The sequence below is a fragment of the Methylocaldum marinum genome (assembly GCF_003584645.1).
Taxonomy (GTDB): Bacteria; Pseudomonadota; Gammaproteobacteria; order Methylococcales; family Methylococcaceae; genus Methylocaldum; species Methylocaldum marinum.
Map to the genome: position 1 here is coordinate 1,287,577 of NZ_AP017928.1, position 20,336 is coordinate 1,307,912.

A 20,336-nucleotide genomic window follows, 5' to 3' on the forward strand; every position below is an offset into this window, starting at 1 on the left:
TATTATCCTTCTGTTTCAACGGAAAACCGGTCCCGTTTCGGCCGTTGAATTTTCATTTGGCGCCTTTCTCAATCACGCGTTTTTTCAACTGTCACAAATGCCATGCGCAGGCCTAAGGCCACGCCGGCTCGGCGAAATGCGCTTCCCGCCGATTTGGCAGCGGTCCGTAGGTCCTGCCCTGCCGTTCTTGTTAAGACCGTTTGGTTCCATGTATCCTTAGCTGGTTATTGCTGTAGCGGGCCTAAAAGCATTTCCGATCAGGTAGTTCCGTCGGAGGGGCTAACTGTGGCCTGGTGCAATAGTAATCGGGAGTCCGGATGCCACTGGAGCTCCTCAGACCCATATTACTCTGAAACGTAGGATTCGATTATGCCAAAGACCTTACTTGAACAACTCCGGGAAATGACGGTTGTTGTGGCCGACACGGGCGACATTCAGGCTATAGAAACCTTTAAGCCCCGCGACGCAACTACCAATCCCTCTTTGATCACCGCTGCGGCCCAGATGCCCCAGTACCAGGGCATTGTCGACGACACACTGAAAAGCGCAAGAGCCACTCTGGGCAAGGATGCAGCGGCGTCGCAGGTTGCGTCCCTCGCTTTCGATCGGCTGGCCGTATCTTTTGGCCTGAAGATTCTCGAGATCATCGAAGGCCGGGTTTCCACGGAAGTGGATGCGAGACTTTCCTACGACACCGAGAGCACCATTGCCAAGGCGCGCGAGATCATCACCCAGTACGACGCGGCTGGCATTTCGAAAGAGCGTGTGCTGATCAAAATCGCTGCCACTTGGGAAGGCATACAAGCAGCGGCAGTATTGGAAAAAGAAGGAATCCATTGCAACCTGACACTTTTGTTCGGCTTGCACCAGGCTATTGCTTGCGCCGAAGCGGGAGTTACCCTGATTTCTCCGTTTGTCGGGCGAATCCTGGATTGGTACAAGAAGGACACCGGTCGGGACTCCTATCCGCCGGCCGAGGATCCTGGTGTCCTTTCCGTTACCCAGATCTATAACTACTACAAGAAATTTGGCTACCAGACAGAAGTCATGGGTGCAAGTTTTCGAAACATCGGCGAAATTACCGAGCTTGCCGGTTGCGACCTACTCACCATAGCGCCTGCCCTGCTGTCCGAACTCCAGTCCACTGAAGGCGACCTGCCACGGAAACTGGATCCTGAAAAGGCTGCTGGGGCTTCGATCGAAAAGATAACCATGGATAAAGCGACTTACGATCGGATGCACGCCGAAAATCGTATGGCTTCGGAAAAACTTTCAGAGGGCATTGATGGTTTCACCAAGGCCTTGGAAACGCTGGAAAAACTTCTTGCGACCCGGCTTTCCTATCTTGAGGGCTAGGCATTCATAGCCTGAAACTGCTGGGTTCAGAGAAATTTCGGCTCTGAGACCGGCGGGCGGCGACTTCTATGGCGGCGTGGAGCACGTCGACGGCCTGGAAGTAGTCGCCCCTTCGTTTTGCGTGCTTTGACAGACAAGCCAGGTCGCACGGAGCGATTACGAGCGGCCGGAACGGCCGACTGAGTAAGGCAGCCACGGTTATGGGCGATTCCTTTTTGCACGAGGGGACGGACGATTGCCCTCGGCTGTCTTGACTTGTAAACAGACTCTAGGGCACCTCGAAAAACCCTGAATTTTGATGAAAACCCGGCTCTAATTTTTTGACCGGGCGGGCACACGAGCCGACTCCCTCACGCTCTTGTCGCCATTTCACTTTTCATTTTCCCCGAATCGCCCGCGTTGGGGGCCTTTCGGGCGAGGGTGGGCCTCAAAAGGCCACGACACCCGCCTGTTTCAGGTAAACCAGCCGCTTCAGGTTATAGCTGGCCGCCATCATCGTCATGGCAAAGTTCGCCCTCGCCTGGCCGATGGTGCGAATAAACTTGCCGCCCATTTGTGCGATGGCGGCGAAGGGATGCTCGACCCGTGCTCGGACCCGGGCGATGCGTTGATTACGTTGTTTCTGCCGTTCGGACAGCGGATGGTTGCGCTGGCCCTTGCGCTGGATGTGGTTGCGATAACCCGCTTCCTGGAGCTGGGCTTCCCGTTCCGCACTCGGATAGCCCTTGTCGGCATAGACGTCCCGGCTGGTGTTGCTAGTGTTCAACACCGCCTCAAAGTGCTGGCTGTCATGAGTAGCGGCGGTGCCGGTCTCGATCTTGCGGATAACCTTGTAGCGCTTGTCCACGTTGATGGAGAGCTTGTAGCCGTGGTGGCTCTTGCCGTGCTTCTTGGTCCAGGTGGCGTCCAGGTCTTTTTGCCGCCGCTTGGCCGGGCTCCAGTCCGCCGGCATCGCGCCTTCCTTCAGCATCTCCTTATCGTCCTTGCTGAAGTGCTGCTTTGGCGCAGGCACCAGGGTGGCGTCGATGATATGCCCCCCGCGGGCGATGTAGCCATGCTTGAGCAACTGCCGCTCGATGCCGTCGAACAGCGCCTGGGCGCCGACCTCGCCGATGCGGTTCTCGAAGGTCCACATCGTGGTGCGGTCCGGGATGCTGGCCGAGTCCATCAGCCCGCAGAAGCGCTGGTAACTCATCCGATCAAGCAACTGGTATTCCATCTGCTCGTCCGAGAGATTGTTGACCCGCTTGAGAAACAGGATGCGCACCATCGTTTCGGTGGGAAACGGCGGACGACCGCCTTGCGGGCTGACCGGTCGGGGCGCCGCCTGATCCACGTCCGCGGCAAGCGCCGCAAAGTCGATGTGGGTCTCGAAGGCCACTCTAACAAAACATTTGTCTGAGTATTGATATGCCATTCGTCGTCCGAATTCCACCTCCTCTTTGCCATCTGTTCTATTTTCCGAGTCTAAATGCCGTAATTTGCGCTACGCAAAACCCGAAATGGCTTTCAAGACTGGTTGTCGAAATATCGACGACGCCGGACCAAAAAATTCGGCCGCGAGGATCAAGGTTTTCAAATTACCCGGATTGGAGTACTAAGCAAATGCCCCACTCATTTCTCGCTGACCTAAAACTCTGTGTATCAGGCAGAATCGGCGTTTCCGCAAGCATCGCGGCAGTTTTATTCTCAGCCGGCGCGTCCGCTCATGTCATTAGCGAAGAGGATCATCATGCATTTGAGCACAAATATGCCGACATATGCATAAAAGAAGAAAGGGCAAAGCCTAACAGAGTCATTACAAGCGATGACTCTCCCATCGTTAAGATGTGTGAATGTATTGCACAGGAAGAATCTAAACGCCTTACGATCGACGAAGTCAAAAAATTCCTTCGCGAAAACAAGTTTCCCGTGTCCTTGCTTATCAAGGCAGGCCAAGCCGAGAACATTTGCTATCAAAAGTTGCAGCATCGAACCAAGTAATAAATTCTTGGTCACCTGCAGCTTCAGCTTGCATGGTTTCCGCTGGCTATAGTGGGCCGGAACGATTTTTCAATAACCTTTCGGGAATTTTGCTGAAAGCTGGTTTTGTAATCCCAAGCCACCGTCGCCCCAGCCAGTCGAGAAAAACGATGCGAAACGATAACATCTGAACCAGAAAGCGGCCAGCGGAGCGATCTCAAAGCCGGACCCGTATCGCCTTTGACCGTCTTAGGTGACAACCGACTTAGAGGGGGAACGAAAAAGGAATGGCCTAAAGCATCGCGGCCGGACGCCTTTTCTTAAGCAGAACCGGCCACAAAGTCCTCGGTACCATCGAATCGCCGCGCGGAACAGATTAATTTTCCCGCGCTGCTGATTCGATACCGTTTGCAGAATGCATTTCCCTTGCATTGACCAGGACGATATATGCATATCGTCCTTAGTCTATCCAAACGCTACTCAAGGTTAGCGTGTCTTGTTCTCATCTCTTCTTCCGGAATTCCTTTCTCGTGGATGATGTGGGCAATCGTTGCTTCCAAAAAGACCAACGTCGATAACTCGAACGTCGTGCCCATGGGCATGCCAACAACCTTGCCATATTGCTCAGCGGTGCCGATTTGGCACACAAAATCCGCGAGATCGCCGATTGTCGAGCTGCTCTTTGTAGAAAGCAAAACGATTTTAGCGCCTTGTTCCTTGGCGCGCTTGGTGAACGCAATCATGGTCTCCGTTTCTCCGGAGCCAGAGATCACGATAAATAAATCACCCTTTCGAATACTCGGGGTAACAATTTCACCAACAACATATGCATCATAGCCGCCATGCATCAGCCGCATCGCAAAAAATCTTGCGACTAATCCCGATCGACCGGCGCCGGCCACAAACACTCGTGATGCCTCGTCCAGTATACGAGTCAATTTTTCATCATAGGTAGCATCTGTAGCTTCCAGAACGCCAGAAATCTTATCTATGATCGTTTTCTGATGCATCTCGTGCCCCTTTTCTCTTATGCAGCGCTGGCGAGCTCGCAGATCTCACGCGCCGCATCAGCAGGAGAGGCAGCGCCGTAAATCGCAGCGCCGACCACAACGATATTGGCACCTGCGCGCGCAACCTGTTGGACGGTAGACTGCTTGATTCCACCAGCGACAGAAATCCGGACGGGCAGCTTCAGTCTGGAAATAGCCTGCAGGTCGGCAAACGGCGTCTGGCCAGCAGCCTGCGCATCGAGACCGGTGTGCACGCCGATGATGTGAGCGCCCAATTTCGCGGACTCTCTGGCGCAGGCGATTTTATCGGGTACATTGATGAGATCGACTTGAACTTCGGCATTGTGGGCGTTGGCCGCTTTGATCACGCCAGCGATGGTTGGGAGCCCGGATACGCCGAGAACGGTGCAGATATCTGCGCCAGCCGCGTAGAAAGGTGTCGCTTCGTACTCGCCGGCGTCCATGGTCTTGAGGTCAACCAGGATCAGTTTGTTCGGGTATTTCTTTCTCAGTTCCTTAACCAGACTGACGCCGTTGTGCTTAATGCAGGGCGTTCCGATTTCGAAAATATCGACATAAGGCGCCGCAAGGCCGGCAAGTTTCAAAGTCTGATTGACGTCCAAAGAATCTAAGGCCAATTGAATTAATGGTCTTGCCATGATGGGTACTCCAACTTGTTATAGTTGATTAGATACTTATTAACTTAATCTTATAAATGCATTTTTTCTTCAAAACGCATTATTTGTTAACTCTAAAGGAGAACCGGGATAGGTGTCAACGATCCTCTGCCGCTCTCTTATTTCTATCATCGCACGGAGACAACTCCGCGGCCAAGCGCATTGCGATTTCGCTACGCAGCACAGAAACAACCGGCGGACAATGGCGATGAATCGAATCTACGGGATCATTCGGATCCACTACATAAGAGGTGTCTTTATCAGCGTCTGCGTATAACTGGAGCCGAAGCTGAACTTTGGGAGGAACCTATCACTTTCGACGATTACGGCTATTATTTTGCGGTCTCTTCGAGCTTTTTCAGGTACTTCGCGACGCCGGTGGCAGGTTCCGCCGGCTTGGCAGCCGCCTCGGGCAGGCTCTTGAGGTACTTGGCGACGCCAGTTTCGGCTGCTGCCGTTTGGGTCGGTTCAGAAATGTTTTTCAGGTACTTGGCTACACCTGTTTCTCCGGATGCAGCTGCGGCAACTGGCGCAGGAGCTGCGGACTGGGTCTTAGATCCGGACTGTCTGCTGCTCCAGACGACAAAACCAGCCAAACCAAGAACGATCAGACCGATAGGCAGATTTTCCGTCAGCGGATTTTCTGCCTTCGCAGCAGGTTCACTTGAACTGGAATCGTCTGCCGACGATACATTTGCCGATGACGCCGGCGAGCTTGCCGACTCCTCTTTTGCCTGTACGGCTTTTACGGCTTCCGCAGTCCGGGTCTCGGACGTTTTCTCGTGTTCGGTGATTAAAGCAGAATCCTGAGTGATGATTACCGGCTCAAAGTCTGCTGCTGGATATTCGGAATCGGCCTTGGCCAACGGGCTGGCTAGCAGCAGCGCCGTAAGTATAGCTTTTGTCAAATCGTGTTTTTTCACATCATTCTCCTAAACATCTTAAGATATGGATGACGACCCCGGCCGGCTTTGGCTGGTTGGCCACTCCTGATTTAGTATAAGGGGGCGCATCATCAAATGGAATATATCAAACTCTTGCGAGAGCTTGAAAGTAGTGCGCCTTCAGCGGAGCCGCAAAGCCTACCACGAACTCCATCTCGGTTGCGAAGAAGACGATCGTGGCATGATCATAGTTTCGGTGGTGTCTAGAGTTCTATTTCTGTGAAATCCTGCTTAGCGCTTCCCCGGTCGAAATGGCACGGGCACGCCGACACGTCTAGTGCCCGCCTCGGAGATACGGATCAGCGAGGCTGTGAGTATACATACGCATCCAGGCTACGCATCAGGAGAAAATCCTGAATCTTGGCACGGCGGGTACGAGTACGTACAGAAACTAAACCGTCATCCAGGCTGACGACGTGACTGCAATACCCGATCGACGCGCCGTAGGTCCTCTTCGGTGTCGACACCGGCCTCGGGTGCTTCTTCGATAGGCAATACCAAAATTCGTTCGCCATGCCATAAAATGCGTAGCTGTTCAAGCGCTTCGACAGTTTCCAGTTTCGACGGCCGCCACTTGACGTAGCGCCGCAAGAAGCCGGCCGAATAGGCGTAAACACCGATATGCCGGAGATACGTAAAACTTTCCGGCAAGAGCGAACCCCCATTGGCAAAGCCTGTCCGAAACCAGGGAATCGGTGCCCGACTGAAATAAAGCGCGTAGCCATGCTGATCGAGTACGGTCTTGACCGTGTTCGGGTCGCAAATGTCTTTATAGTTCTTTATGGGTGTGGCAAGTGTCGCGATCTGCGTGGTGCGCTGCTCCGTTAGAGTCGTGGCAAGTATTCTTATCAAGTGCGGCCGGATTAGGGGTTCATCACCTTGAAGGTTGACTACGATTTCGTCGTCCGCCCATCCCAGTTGTTCGACCACTTCGGCGATACGTTCGCTGCCGCTCGCATGGTCCTCTCTGGTCATTAGCGCGTGTACCGGGAGATGGCTAACTGCTTCCCGAATGCGTTCATCGTCGGTGGCGACAACGACGCTGTCGCCTACTTCCAATGCGCGCTCGCAAACATGTACGATCATCGGGCGCCCAGCCAGCGGAAGCAGCGGCTTGCCGGGCAGCCTGCTCGAACCGTAACGGGCCGGTATGACGATGTTGAAAGCCGGCATGCTATCCCTGCACCGAAAGAGCATCGTATTCTTCGAGACTGATCCTGCGCGCTTCGTTTTCGAGCATCACCGGAATATCATCGCGTATCGGATAGGCTAGACGGTCCGCTTTGCAAATCAACTCCTGCTGCTCTCTTCTGAAAAGAAGTTCGCCTTTGCAAATAGGGCAAACCAGAATCTCAAGTAATTTTCTGTCCATCGCATTTGGCCTTCAATAAAGTTAACAAGTTTTTGCCGAATTCCGTCGGCAGCCTAGCTTCGACGGGGACATACCAGAAATTCGAATTAGCGAAGGCCACGCATTTAACAGCGTCTTTTTCGGTCATGACCAACGAGCACTCTTCGGCAAACGCGAGGTCTTCAGCCCGATATCGATGATGATCTGGAAATTCTCGGCAATCGAATTGCAATCCGAAAGTTCCGAGGTGCCTGAAAAACCGCCCCGGATTACCGATTCCGGCGATCGCAACAAAAGGATGTCCGCAAAAGGATTCTAGAGGTCTTTTTACGCTTTCGTCTTGAAGATTGACGGCAATTTCGCCTTCCAAAAACATGGCATATGCACCTGGCGCCGTTGCTTCCGAAGAAACGGTCATATCGACGGAGTTCAATCGTTCGACCGGTTCCCGCAACGGTCCCGCCGGTAGGCATAGCCCGTTGCCGAACCGCCGAGAGCCGTCCACAACGACGATTTCCAGGTCGCGATCCAGGGCATAATGCTGTAAACCGTCGTCGGACAAAATGATGTTGCAGCCGGTCTTTTCCAAAAGCGCGTTTGCCGCCTCTACGCGCTGATGGAAAACGAACACCGGGCAAGCGGTTCGGCGCGCGATGAGTAATGGTTCGTCGCCCACATCTTGTGGATCGGAATTTTCGAAAACCTGAAGGGGCTGCCGCGCGCGCGCTGCTCCGTAACCACGGCTGATGATGCCCGGTCGGAATCCCTTTTCCTTCAGAAATCGAGCCAGCCAAACGATCAATGGCGTCTTACCCGTGCCGCCCACCGTCAGGTTACCGACTACGATAGCGGGTACCGGAAGTCGGCTGACTCTCTTCACCCCTCTGCGGTATGTCCAGCGGCGAATCGTGACGATTTTCCGAAAAGTCGCTGCGAGAGGAATCAAGAACGGATTTGGAGACGGCTTTTCATACCATTCTCGCTGTAGCCAATTCGTCACACGTTTTTTCACGCGAGTGTAACGGCTATGGATTGTCGCCCGCCTCGGTCTTCGCGGCGAAAGTCACGTGGGTGAAACCAAGCTGACTAGCAGCGTCCAGAACAGTTATCACCGCTTGGTGAGTGGTTCTTTGATCGGCATTGACGACCAGTAGTGGATTTTTATTTTCGCCTGCCGCTTCGACGATCGCCTTTTTCAAGGTCTCGATGTGCGTATTTACGACCTGATGTTGGTTGACGAAATACCGACCTTCCGTATCGATGACGACGTTAACGCCTTTTTCTTCACCCGTCGTTTGCCCCGAGGCTTCGGGCAGCTGAATTTGCAATTCCGCTTCACGGCTAAATGTCGTAGTCAAGACCAGAAAGATCAACAAGACAATAAGGACGTCTATCATCGGGATGAGATTAAGCTCGGGATAGTCCCGGCGCCGCCGGCGGAAATTCATGGCCTGTTAATCCTCTTCCTGGCTGCTGTACAGAGTCTCGATCAGCCGTACGGCCTCCTCCTCCATGCGCACGGCGAAGTCGATCACTCGTCCCTGAAAATATCGATAGAAAATCAGGCTTGGAATGGCGACCGCCAGGCCGGCAGCTGTCGCAATGAGAATCTCCGATATGCCGCCCGCGAGTTTGGTGGGATTGCCGATGCCACTCGCCATCGAAAAGGTGGAAAAGACCTTAATCATGCCCAGAACGCTACCCAGCAGCCCCAGGTAGGGCGACACGGAAGCGATAGTGCCCAACGTGTTCAGATATCGCTCCAGATCGTGAATAACCTGGCGTCCAGCCTGCTCAATGCTTTCCCTTACCACTTCTCGTCCTTGAGCATAGTTCAGGAGCCCTGCCGCCAAGACTGCGCCGAGCGGAGAACTGTCCCTGAGCCTACGAATATAGGCGCTGTCAAGCTGGTCTTTCCGGTAAAGATTCCACACTTCCGGTACCAGATTCGGCGGCATGATACGAGGCGCTCGCAGCGCCCAGAAGCGTTCCAAAATGATAGCCAAAGCCAAGATTGAACAGGCGATGATAGGCACCATAACCCAACCGCCCGCTTTAATGATTTCGAACATTATCGATGATCCCCAACATGAGTCAGCCAATCATTTTAGTCGATCGCATCAAAACCGACAGCCCGTCGGCATTTCGCAGCCGGTCGCCCTGTCACCCAGCGCGAGCAGAGAACTCGCACCGAGTAAGCTGACGGATCGACAGAAAGCGGGAAAAATCCCGGATGAGCACAAAGCATTACAAGGCTTCTATGTCGACATTCCGCAGTTCGAGACGAAAATTTCCGCTTTGCCACACGGCTCTTCCGATATCCTGCCAAGGCTGAGCGATATTCTTGTGGCGCAGGTCTCCGTCCCAATCCATCGGTACGCGTACTTCTTTCATTTTCACGACGAATTCGGCGTTCGATAAATCCAGGCCGAGTTCAGTACCCCAAAATGCCGTAACCTTTTTAAGGAACTTGCTTAATCGTTCCTGATGCATGTGAGAGGTTACAGCAACGTTCGCCCACATCGACTGCACTCGGCCCCAGTTCGGCGCAACCAGCCGTCCCTCCTCGTTCACGAAAGGCAGCCATCGTTCACGGCCGGACGGATCCTTGTAAGTCAGAGCCAGAATATGATTGTAGCCGGCAAAATGATCGTGCATATACAGCGCGTGGGGTGTAATGCCGAGAAAAACGTGGGAAAAATTGATAATCGAGTTGCTAACCTGATCCAATAATCGTCCGGCGGCGCCGATATCACAGGTTTCTCCGCAGCGGTATAAAACGCCATAGTGAATTGTGCTATTTAGTTGGAGAGCCAGAACCAAAACCAGGAATTTTGCAATCCGCTGGACCTGTTGCGAGAGTGTTGCAGCGTACCGTCGATACCAGTTTGCAAGCGGATCTTCTTCGTCTGAAAGGGGAACCGATGGTACTATACACTGCTCGCCGCAGAGAATACGTTCTCTCTGGTCCGCAATTCGCCGGTAAACCGTATTTCCCCAATGATGGATACCCGGCAATCGTAAGACCCAGCCTGCCGGAGCGGCATATCCCATACTGATCGCTATCCGGATGTAGGTATCCAATCCCGAATACAAGTGTCCATCACTGTCCAAGGCATAAAGGTCCTTCAAGAGATCGCTTTCGGGAATCGAATCGAGTTGCCGATGCCCTTTGGCATGAGTTTGTAAGCCTTTGAAGGCAATGGCATTGAGGACATCGAAATGCTGAATGACGATCACGGTGCGATTGCACAGCGGACATCGTTCATCGTAGAAAACGATGAGCCTCGGCCGTTCGAATCGAAATGCCTTCTTGAGACGCCGCCACCATCGAATCGGCACAAGCAGGCAATAATGCGCCAGCATGGCAAAACCGAATGGATATATATTGAGCGACAGGACGATACCGGTGTGGAAAAGCGTACCAGTGAATAAAAGAGGAACTCGAAAAGGTCGAAACCAAAATAGAAACAAGAAAACAAACTGAAAAACAATTATCGTGTAACCGATAAACATCTCCAGAGGCTTTATATTCAACAGCGGCGTCATGTCGATTGCCGACATGTAATAAGGCATAGTTGGCGGAAGCCACGCCCCCATTCCATTGCGCCAGAATTCGGCGGTAAGTTTATGAATACCGGAATCCAGGTAAAGCAATCCCAAAGAAACTGCCACCGGCAGATAATAGGCGATAACGGGCACTTTATCATTCGGCTCGTATCGGGTCTGCAATGTCGACATCCGCAGTTTAAGCCGGAGATTATCTAGCGATAAGGCTCGCTCTACAGGCAGGAATATCAGCAGAAAACTGGAACCGGTCATCAGTTGGTCGAACCCGCCATCAAAGTCCTGCCACATGGGCGTAAAAACGACGAAAATAACCCAGAAAATATAATTGGCCAGCGCAGCCTTTCGGATATGGTAGCCTACGACCAGGCAAGCCGCGACTGCCAGCCATACCAGGAGAAAGAAGTGCAATACGGGCGAGGCCCTGTCGAAAAAAGGTACCGGATCAAAAATCAAATGCCGGAAGTAGTAGAGGAATATGATTTCCTGGAAAATGACTAAGGAAAACGCAATTCGGAAAGCACCAAGACCTACAGCAGGAACTTGCTTGGCAAGGCCCTGCTCGACCAATATTTTTAGTTTTCGGTACATTGCTTAAAAAGTGTGGATCTGGCGGAGCGTTAAACGCCGAATTCGGAACGACCGGTCATCCGGCGCAGACTGACTGATACGCGGCAGGATCACGCAAAACGCGCATTGTAACTCTTTGCTGCTCTAATAGACCAAGTTCTGCCGCTCGAACCATGGGGAGATGTGTGTTTTCCTGCGGTTCCTATCGAGAATGCATCCAACGAGACGGTCCAAGCATCCCGATGGCGTTTTGGGATTCTAAAAATGCCGCTGTACTTCGAAGCTGACGAATCCCCCGGACGGAATTTCGTCGATCACCTCCAGCGCATCCACTTTTGCCCGCGGAGGGCCGCTCGCACACCAATCCAAAAACTCGGCGATTCGGTCCGATGCGCCTTCTGCGAGAATTTCGACCCGGCCGTCCGGGAGATTTCGCACCCAACCTTTAATTCCCAAAGCTACAGCGCGCTCACGGGTAGCCGCCCTGAAAAAAACGCCCTGAACCAAACCCGACACAAAAACGTGAATCCGCTTGGGCATCAATACACCTCGTTATGACTCACCGACTGATCTTCCAACAAAAATGAATTTTCGGATTGCGCTCGAAATCCTTAGGGATGGTTTTGCGGCTGATATCCTCCAGATGCAAACCCGTCAGCGCCTCGGTGTTCAGCCTGAATTTACGGAAATTGGTGGAGAAGACCAATAATCCATTCCGCGCCAAGATTTCCATGCATTTTTTTATCAGCATCGGGTGATCGCGCTGTATGTCCAGGGTCTGCTGCATACGTTTGGAGGACGAGAAGGTGGGCGGATCCAGAAAGATCAAATCGAATATGCGTCTGTCTCGCGACGCCTGGTCGAGCCATTCGAGGCAATTTGCCTGAACGAGGTCGTGGCGGCTTCCGCCGATCCCGTTGAGTTCCAGATTACGCGCCGCCCAGTCCAGATATGCGCGGGACATATCGACCGTTGTGGTCGATGTTGCCCCGCCTTTGGCTGCGTATACCGAGGCCGTCCCTGTATAGGCGAAGAGGTTGAGAAACCGTTTTTCCGCCGACTGATCCTGAATTAGCCGGCGTGTGATGCGATGATCCAGAAACAGCCCTGTGTCGAGGTAATCTTCAAAGTTGACCCAAAATTTCGATCCGCCCTCCTCCACTATGTGAAACCGTCCGGATTCCGCCTGTTTTTCGTATTGTGCCAAGCCCTTCTGTTTGCGCCGAATTTTGAGAAACAGTTGCTCAGGCGGAATTTCAAGCACTTTTGGAATCGTTGCCACGACATGAATCAAGCGCTGCTCGGCCTTTTCCGGATCGATACTCGTCGGAGCTTCGTATTCCTGTACATGAACCCAAGTGCGCTCGCCCCGATAGACATCCACAGCAACGGCATATTCCGGCAGATCGGCATCATATAGGCGATAGCAGTGAACTTCATTTTGTCGTGCCCAGCGCTCGAGATTCTTGAGATTCTTGCGCAACCGGTTAAAGAACATTTCAGCTCCGCCTTCCACCGTTTCCACTGCTTTGGCCTTTCGGAAGATCTTGCGGGTTTTACGCTGAACTTCGGTCAACGGTTCGGGTTCGCGTGGGCTGAAAAAGCGCTCCGGCGCGATGTCGAAATTAAACAGCCGGCACTCGATGGCGCCGTTGTAAAGCGTGTAATAGCGCACGGCCCGTATACCCAGTTTAAAGGCCAACTCCGGGTTCCCGGTCAGCACGGTCGCCTTCCAACCGACGAAATGTCCCTTGAGTGTCTCGCCGAGTTCTGTGTACAACGGCACCAGCGTCTTCTCAACCCCCAGGCGCTCTCCGTAGGGCGGATTGACGGCCAGCAGGCCGGACTCGTGGCGCGGACGGACGTCGGTTACGGCTTTTCGTTCCACGTGGACATGACCTCTGAGCCCCGCGTGCTCGAGGTTTTCCAAAGCGATCCGTACGGCCTGCCGGTCGATGTCGTAGCCGACGATGGAGGGAAGTCTGAGTAGACCTTGTCCACCGCGCCGTTCCGCCTCCTTCACCAGGTTTCGCCAAAGCTCGGCATCATATTTTTTCCAGCCGAATAGGCCGAAATGTGGCCGCAGCAGCCCCGGTGCAAAATCGCCGGCCATCAGTGCCGCTTCGATCGGCAGGGTCCCCGAGCCGCACATAGGGTCGATAAAATGACCGCCGCCTTCTGCAATCTTGGGCCAGCCGGCGCGCAGCAACATCGCGGCCGCCAAATTCTCCTTTAGTGGCGCCCGACCGCCTTCCTGTCGATAAGCACGTTTGTGAAGACTTTCACCGGAAAGGTCGATACTCACGGTGGCGATATCGCGATCCAGATAAACGTTTATTCGTAGATCCGGCCGGTCGAGTCGGACCGATGGGCGGATGCCATGGCGTTCTCGGAAATAGTCGACGATAGCGTCCTTGACCTTTTGAGCGCCAAACAGCGTGTGATTGATTTTGGAACGGCTCGATGCGAAGTCCACCGCAAAGCTTGCTTCGGAATCCAGGTGGGCCGCCCAATCGACCCGCCGGACGCCTTCGTAAAGCGCCTCCGGACTCGCGGCTGGAAAACGGTTCAGCGGAAACAGAATCCGGTTGGCCAACCGGGACCACAAACAAGCGTTGTAAGCTGTTTCGAGCTTGCCGGAAAAGGCCACTCCGGCTCTGGTCGCGACAACATCCACCGCCTCCAGTGCCTTCAGTTCATCGGCCAAAAGAAGTTCCAGACCGAGCGGCGCGGTAGCGAAGAAATGCTGAGAATAATTCATCAAATGTCAAGGACAAATATACACGGGGGCGGATCGGAAGTGGCATGAATCTTGGCGCACGACGTTCGCAAAACGGAATGGAGACGCAAAGCCTCACCCGAACAAGCACTCGGGTTACGGCACGCCGATGCATGACAGCGTCTCAGTCGCTTGCCAAGGATCTTTCCAACTTCGGTTGGCAACTCAACAACTGCCGGCGATAGCGTGTTGCAGTCGCCGCGACGCGCTGGGCGACACGCAGTAACCAGGGTTTGGAGCGATAGGACTTACGCCGAAACCCGGTGTGGCCCTCATGATACGCCAAATATTGGTTATAAGCGTCGGACTTTGCTATGCCGAGGCGCGTATAACTTTGATCTGCGTACCAGCCGATGAAATCGACGACGTCTCCAAACTCATCACGATCCACGCCGTTGCTTCCGGTTTTCGTTCGATACCACTCCCAGGTCGAGTCTATGACCTGACCGTAGCCATAGGCCGATGACTTGCGCCATAGCGGAAGAACGCCCAATAACCGGTAGCGGGGCGGACGCGCATCCTCGACGAAACTCGATTCCTGATTGATGATCGCCAGTTGAATCGGTACTGGCACCCCCCAGCGGCGTTGGGCGTTCTTGGCGCTGGTATACCAGTCCTCCTTCTCGAAAAAAATGGAGCACAGATTGGACGGGTTTTTCGGCGGGGCAGTCGCACAACCCGCGAGTACGGCCGAAATCACAAGACATACGGTCGGACTGACCGGAATCCGGGGGGTTCCGGCGTTTGCTCGAACCATCAGACGGCTGCCTTTTCCGTGTATGTATTTCGCTCGGGTCCAAGCGCCTTCCATGTCCATTCTCCATCGGCGGCGAATTCCAAAACGGCGTCGTAATATTGGAGCCCGTCTTGAATTCCGCCGAGGTTGATGTAGGCAATCCCGTTCGCGTTGAGTACGTCCAAAACTTTGTGAACTTGCTCGATGCTCAGGGCGGTATCGATTCTGTCCAGAAATACGAACTTCGGTGCAGCGATAACCAGACGGCTGACGGCGATCAACTGTTGTTCGGCCAGCGACATGATGCTGCCCCAGTCGTGTTCCATATCCAGCCCGCCGGCTCTCGCAAGCACGGGTTCCAGGTCGAAAGCGCCGAGAACGGCGCGAATGCGCGACTCGTCGATGACCAACTCCTGGCCGGTTCGGACCAACAGTTCGCGCAGCGTCCCCGGCGGAAGATAAGGGCGCTCGGGAAGGAACATGATCTGATCCAGTTCCGGGCGGATGATGCGTCCATCCCCCATTTCCCAAAGACCGGCAGTCGCCTTGAACAAGGCGACTCGCGCAATGTCGTTTTCCCCGGAAACCAGGAGCCGCGTTCCCGCCTGAACCGATACCGACAAGTCCTTGACCACGATATGACCATCTTCCGGGGATCTTAACGTCAAACGCTCGTACGCCAGCAGCCCGTCGTTCTCGCATACCTCTATGGCTGCCGGAACAACCGGAGTTTCGAGGCAAAGAGGACATTCGGACGTACGCCGATGATGGGGACAAACTTCGCTGCTCGGAACCGGCGTAGCTTGAGCCTGCTCGATTGCTTCCGCAAGCGTTCCCAAGCGTGCGATGACCGCGGCGAACGATGAAATCGATTGGAAATTGGTTACGATCAGTGAAAAAGCACCCAAAAGATGCGCGAAGGCCATGGCCGCCTGGGTAATGGCGCCGAACTCCACGTCTCCGCGAATATAGAGAGGGGCTACGATCAGGGCCGGGATAATCTGAATCAAATAGTTGTACCCGGTCGTAAAGAATCCCAAATTCCTATGGACGGTAATGATCTTCCGGAAATTGGCCATCAATTCGTCCAAATGACGCAGGACTCTCGCTTTAGCCCGGCCTTCGCGGCGCAACAGCGCAATAGATTCGGCATTTTCCCGAACGTGAATGAGGTCTACCCGGAAGTTGGCCTCTTTGTCGAGCTGGTTATAGTTCAATCCGACGAGAGAATACCCCAAGCGGATAGTCAGGTATGATCCGACCACGGCATAAATTACCGCTACTCCGAGCAGTACAGGGCTTATCGACCACATTACGCCCGAGAAGGCCACGACGGTAAATGCGCCGTTAAGAAACATCAGCGTGAAAGAAAGCGTGGTGACCGTAAACGCTCGTACATCATCGGCGATTCGTTGGTCCGGATTCGCGATTTCGCCGTTTGCGATGAGCCGGTCGTTGAGCCGGTAGTAGGTCGGATGTTCCAGATAGACGTTAACAAAGCGCCGGGTCAACCAATCCCGCCAGAGCAGGCCCAGACGCTCTTCGGTAAAACGATAGTAAACCGCGACCAGAGTGGATGCCGCCAAAACGCCGATATAGACCACGGCCAGCCACACGAAACCTTGCTGATTCCGTTCCGCGATGGCCGTCATGAAATCGCGACCGACATAGCTATTTAGAACATTGAGGCCATTGATCGCGAGGAGAAATAAAACCAAGCCGACGAACAGTATCACGGCCTTGCGCCCCGCTTCGGAAGCCACAAAGTTCTTGATACCGCGAACGAAGCGAAGCCAGGTTAACCGGTTAATCTGTGAAAATTCTGCAGTCATAAATCATTGTCGTTACATTACCCACCCACCGAGGCGCGTTCCCCCGCCGCGCCCTTCCTCCAACCGCACACACCTTCTCCGGCACAGGAAGTCGATGTGGAACGTGCATCATCCGGTCGATCGAAAATCAATGGAGCCGCCACCGATGTTTTCGCCCGCAGTGTGGCTCAAGTCCCGTATCGCTCGCAAGGGGGAGATCCGAGCGACGGCAAGAAAGCGATGGCATTAAGTGTCGTCATCTCTGATCAAAATTGCCACTGTCGCAAAGTCTTCGAGCAAATATGTCACAAAAAAAAAGCTCACCCATATCTTGAGGATGGTCTAACATTCGTAATCGAAGGGAAGCGCACGAGGCACTCCGGTTGCGCGGTCCAAAGTCGGCTTTATCTGCGTCTCAAGTCGGCGGTATATGGCACAAGACATCCGTCCTGCAAGAAGGCCGATGCCGTTTGTGGGCCGATCGAACCTTGGTGCTTGTGCACAATGTCGCACTGCCGACGAGATAAAGAATGCAAACTCTCGAATGAGTTAACGAGAATTCGGAGGAAGAGGCCATGTCGACTACCGTAATCGAACGCGAACTGAGCGAACCAACATTTTCCGCCTTATGGAAATACGTGAAATGCATCCTTCGGATGCACGTGGCGGGCTTTGCCTACGAAGCGGAAGCAAAACGTCACCCGAAGTGCTCTGTAGGAAACCAACAGACACCCTGAGACGCCAAGTTGATCTTTAAAACCTTTCGGGCTGGCGCGGCACCTCAGCCGGCCAGACCGAAACACTGCCTTTCGGAATGAAGGGCTAAGAAGCCGCGCGGTCAGCTTTGTATTGCGAGCACCTCCCCTGCCGAGGCATTCGCATTCACCATTTACCCCGTGAAGCCGCGATTTCCATGCGGACGCGGTGATTGCCGGACGACCGCTTTCCCACAAAAATCAGGCTCCCAGTTCGGATAGCCGGGAAAAATCAACGAATCGGCGAGCGCGCCGGATATATGGGCCGGCTGTTGGAAACCCTGAGTTCGTCGGAAAAGAATTCCATTTCTGCAGAGATCATCCTGTAAAGTTCGGGTGTCCAGGTCGGCAGCCCATAACCGTTGGGATCCAGCGGCAAAACGCGCGGATCGCGCGGCGTGATGATAACTTTGACGTTTTCGTGTCCGACTTCTGCCGTGAGGACGAATAGTTCTTCTATCGCTTTGTCCCCCATGGCAAGACAACCTGCAGAGACGCTGTCGCCGTGGATAAAAATATCCGAGCCCGGATCGTAACGGCCTTCCCGCTCGGCATGGAACCAATCGAACTCGTTAGGATAGTTCAGCTTCATCGATAGATGGTAGTTGCTGTTCGGATTGAGGCCTACAATCCGATATATTCCTTCAGGAACCTGCTTGTCCCCTTGCTTTAGCTTGGGGCCGGTCACGCCACTGGCGGCTCTGATATCGTAATCGCGGATAAACCGAAACTCTCCTGCGTCTCCGGCCCAAACTTCGAGTTTCCTCTCCTGTTTCAGCGCGATGAACGTGACCTTCTTCGGCGGGTAAGACACCCCGGCGTTCCGGAAATAAGGCATCAGCTGCTGTCTTACATAGGGGCGGAAATGGTAGAGCACGTCATCCGTGGTTCGGTGGCCCTCTCCGAGAATGGGCGGAGGCATGGTCTCTTGGACAATCGTCGGCATGGCTGCTCCACTGTTTGTCGAATGAGGTTTCTTGACCAACCTGAAGACTTCTTTGCCTCCCGTCCGCGCGGGATTCTTACTGCCGCCGGTACATGCCGTCAAAAGCAACGCCGCCAACATCACCAAAAGGATATGTTCGATCTTCGAGTTCATGGCTGTTCCCTCAAAAACAATGTTGCCTCCCTGGCTGCCGGGCGACCGGCCGAGACGACCTTGATTGCGAGAGGATGCTCCCGTGACGGCAAAAGCTTAAACCACTCGGCAACCGAGTCTTTCTATCGAAGGTCATAAGAGTAGGTGTTCCGTTAAAACCTTTTTTAAGGAGCCGACTGATTCGGGACAGCCCGGACCGACAGTACCCTGCCGGCATAAAGCCGGTATCCTCGTACGCAGCCGCAATCAGTCTAACCTATCGGGCTCGAAAAACACCCGTTTCACCTCGTAAGCACCAAGCCGTTTCGTCCCGACCGGTGGCGATAAACCGGCCGTTCGCCGACAGCCGTCCATTTCGAACGACACATCTTGAGAATCGACGAACAACCGTTTGGCGGACAAGGTCAGTACCGCCGGACTTTTCAAAACCTGATCGATAAAAACCGGCGCGGATTTCGACCCGGACCCACGAACCGGAATGCCGGCGCGCCCGGACTGAAGTCCGTAAAGCCTCACTCCAAATTAGCGTGCCGGGTGCGCATCTGCTCTTCTGGAATTTTCTTGGCGTGAATAATGTGCGATACGGTCGCTTCGAGCAAGAGCAGTGTGGACAGCTCGAAAGTCGTGCCCATGGGCATGCCGATCACTTTGCGATACTGCTCGGGACTACCGATCCGAAATACCACGTCCGCCAGATCGCCTATCGTTGAGCTGTCTTTCGTGGTAATCAAGCCGATGTTGGCGCCCATCTGCTTGGCGCGTTTGGTGTACGCCAACATCGTCTCGGTTTCTCCCGAGCCGGAGATGACGATGAACAAGTCTCCCTTGCGAATGCTCGGAGTGACGACCTCGCCCACGATGTAAGCGTCGTAGCCGCCGTGCATCAAGCGCATGCCAAAGAACTTGGCGACCAAACCCGAACGCCCGGCGCCCGCGATAAAGACTCGGGACGCCCGGTCCAGCATGGTGGTCAGCCTTGCCTCGTAGCGGGCGTCCGTGGATCCGAGCACGCCCGCGAGTTTCGACATGATGAACTTGTGATGTTTGCCTTCGACAAGTTCGCGGATCTCCCGCGCGGCATCCGAAGGCGAAGGTGCTCCGTAAATCGCCGCACCCACGACGATGATGTCCGCGCCCGTTTTCGCGACTTGGCGAACCGTCACTTGGTTGATCCCTCCGGCGACGGAAATTCTCACCGGCAAGCCTAATTTGGCAATCGCTTGCAAGTCGGCGAACGGTGTTTGCCCAGCCGCCTGCGCATCGAGTCCGGTATGCACGCCGATGATGTGAGCGCCCAGCTTGGCCGCCTCCCGCGCGCATACCAGCTTATCCGGTACGTTGATGAGATCGACTTGTACCTCCGCATTGTGGGCCTTGGCCGCCTTGATCACGCCGGCAATGGTCGGAAGTCCGGATACGCCGAGAACGGTGCATATATCGGCACCGGCGGCAAAAAAGGGCGTGGCTTCGTACTCGCCTGCGTCCATGGTCTTGAGATCGACCAAGATCAATTTGTCGGGATACCGCTGCTTCAGCTCTTTGACTAAAGCGATCCCGTTATGCTTGATACACGGCGTTCCGATTTCGAAGATATCGATATAGGGTGCCGTAATGTTGGCCAGCCTTAGGGTTTGATCGATGTCTAAGGAGTCCAGTGCCAATTGGATTAAGGGTCTTGCCATGAATTGTGCTCCGACAGCTTATCATTGGTTATCGTAT

The 20,336-nt window shown here is 54.0% G+C and carries 17 protein-coding genes and 1 pseudogene; 1 reads left to right on the forward strand and 17 read right to left on the reverse strand.

Translation table 11 applies throughout. The features are described from left to right. Nucleotides 1–369: 369 nt before the first annotated feature. Complete coding sequence (locus sS8_RS05440; RefSeq protein ID WP_119628759.1) at nt 370–1,356, forward strand: transaldolase; 987 nt, start codon at nt 370–372, stop codon at nt 1,354–1,356. A gap of 427 nt (nt 1,357–1,783) precedes the next feature. Here sS8_RS05440 and sS8_RS05445 read toward each other — a convergent pair. The 17 genes and pseudogenes from sS8_RS05445 to hxlAB all read right to left on the reverse strand — a co-directional run. Then, a pseudogene (locus sS8_RS05445) lies at nt 1,784–2,728 on the reverse strand (IS5 family transposase); the annotation flags it as partial. Nucleotides 2,729–3,045: 317 nt separating this feature from the next. After that, a complete protein-coding gene (locus tag sS8_RS05450) occupies nt 3,046–3,354 on the reverse strand; it encodes a hypothetical protein (protein WP_145986425.1) in 309 nt (102 codons plus the stop codon). 440 nt (nt 3,355–3,794) lie between these two features. Continuing rightward, nucleotides 3,795–4,328 carry a 6-phospho-3-hexuloisomerase gene (gene hxlB / locus sS8_RS05455; RefSeq protein WP_119628761.1) on the reverse strand — a complete coding sequence of 178 codons (534 nt, stop codon included), beginning with the start codon at nt 4,326–4,328 and terminating at the stop codon, nt 3,795–3,797. Between the two features lie 17 nt (nt 4,329–4,345). Then, nucleotides 4,346–4,987, reverse strand: a complete 642-nt coding sequence (hxlA, locus tag sS8_RS05460; protein WP_119628762.1) for a 3-hexulose-6-phosphate synthase — start codon at nt 4,985–4,987, stop codon at nt 4,346–4,348. Nucleotides 4,988–5,337: 350 nt separating this feature from the next. Then, nucleotides 5,338–5,928: a hypothetical protein gene (locus tag sS8_RS05465; RefSeq protein ID WP_119628763.1), complete on the reverse strand. Its 591-nt coding sequence runs from the start codon at nt 5,926–5,928 to the stop codon at nt 5,338–5,340. A gap of 420 nt (nt 5,929–6,348) precedes the next feature. Continuing rightward, nucleotides 6,349–7,122: a 3-deoxy-manno-octulosonate cytidylyltransferase gene (gene kdsB / locus sS8_RS05470; RefSeq protein WP_119628764.1), complete on the reverse strand. Its 774-nt coding sequence runs from the start codon at nt 7,120–7,122 to the stop codon at nt 6,349–6,351. Between the two features lies 1 nt (nt 7,123). Continuing rightward, complete coding sequence (locus tag sS8_RS05475) at nt 7,124–7,321, reverse strand: Trm112 family protein (RefSeq protein ID WP_119628765.1); 198 nt, start codon at nt 7,319–7,321, stop codon at nt 7,124–7,126. Beyond that, the gene (lpxK, locus tag sS8_RS05480) at nt 7,302–8,312 is read right to left on the reverse strand and encodes a tetraacyldisaccharide 4'-kinase (protein ID WP_119628766.1); all 1,011 of its coding nucleotides are present in this window, start codon (nt 8,310–8,312) and stop codon (nt 7,302–7,304) included. The genes sS8_RS05475 and lpxK overlap by 20 nt, the downstream gene beginning before the upstream one ends. 13 nt (nt 8,313–8,325) lie before the next feature. Then, nucleotides 8,326–8,748, reverse strand: a complete 423-nt coding sequence (locus tag sS8_RS05485) for an ExbD/TolR family protein (RefSeq protein WP_119628767.1) — start codon at nt 8,746–8,748, stop codon at nt 8,326–8,328. Nucleotides 8,749–8,754: 6 nt separating this feature from the next. Next, the gene (locus tag sS8_RS05490) at nt 8,755–9,372 is read right to left on the reverse strand and encodes a MotA/TolQ/ExbB proton channel family protein (RefSeq protein ID WP_119628768.1); all 618 of its coding nucleotides are present in this window, start codon (nt 9,370–9,372) and stop codon (nt 8,755–8,757) included. A 175-nt stretch (nt 9,373–9,547) separates the two neighbouring features. Next, nucleotides 9,548–11,458 carry a DCC1-like thiol-disulfide oxidoreductase family protein gene (locus tag sS8_RS05495; RefSeq protein ID WP_119628769.1) on the reverse strand — a complete coding sequence of 637 codons (1,911 nt, stop codon included), beginning with the start codon at nt 11,456–11,458 and terminating at the stop codon, nt 9,548–9,550. Nucleotides 11,459–11,695: 237 nt separating this feature from the next. Continuing rightward, the gene (locus sS8_RS05500; RefSeq protein WP_179952399.1) at nt 11,696–11,977 is read right to left on the reverse strand and encodes an acylphosphatase; all 282 of its coding nucleotides are present in this window, start codon (nt 11,975–11,977) and stop codon (nt 11,696–11,698) included. Between the two features lie 19 nt (nt 11,978–11,996). Continuing rightward, nucleotides 11,997–14,198, reverse strand: a complete 2,202-nt coding sequence (rlmKL, locus tag sS8_RS05505) for a bifunctional 23S rRNA (guanine(2069)-N(7))-methyltransferase RlmK/23S rRNA (guanine(2445)-N(2))-methyltransferase RlmL (protein WP_119628771.1) — start codon at nt 14,196–14,198, stop codon at nt 11,997–11,999. Nucleotides 14,199–14,340: 142 nt separating this feature from the next. Then, entirely contained in the window at nt 14,341–15,027 is a 687-nt protein-coding gene (locus sS8_RS05510) for a transglycosylase SLT domain-containing protein (RefSeq protein WP_331852281.1), read from the reverse strand. After that, a complete protein-coding gene (locus tag sS8_RS05515) occupies nt 14,973–16,784 on the reverse strand; it encodes an ABC transporter ATP-binding protein/permease (protein ID WP_119628772.1) in 1,812 nt (603 codons plus the stop codon). The genes sS8_RS05510 and sS8_RS05515 overlap by 55 nt, the downstream gene beginning before the upstream one ends. Nucleotides 16,785–17,750: 966 nt before the next feature. Next, nucleotides 17,751–18,617, reverse strand: coding sequence for a L,D-transpeptidase family protein (locus sS8_RS05520; protein ID WP_119628773.1), 867 nt, complete (start codon nt 18,615–18,617; stop codon nt 17,751–17,753). A gap of 512 nt (nt 18,618–19,129) precedes the next feature. Then, nucleotides 19,130–20,299: a bifunctional 3-hexulose-6-phosphate synthase/6-phospho-3-hexuloisomerase gene (gene hxlAB / locus sS8_RS05530; protein WP_119628775.1), complete on the reverse strand. Its 1,170-nt coding sequence runs from the start codon at nt 20,297–20,299 to the stop codon at nt 19,130–19,132. Between the last annotated feature and the right edge of the window lie 37 nt (nt 20,300–20,336).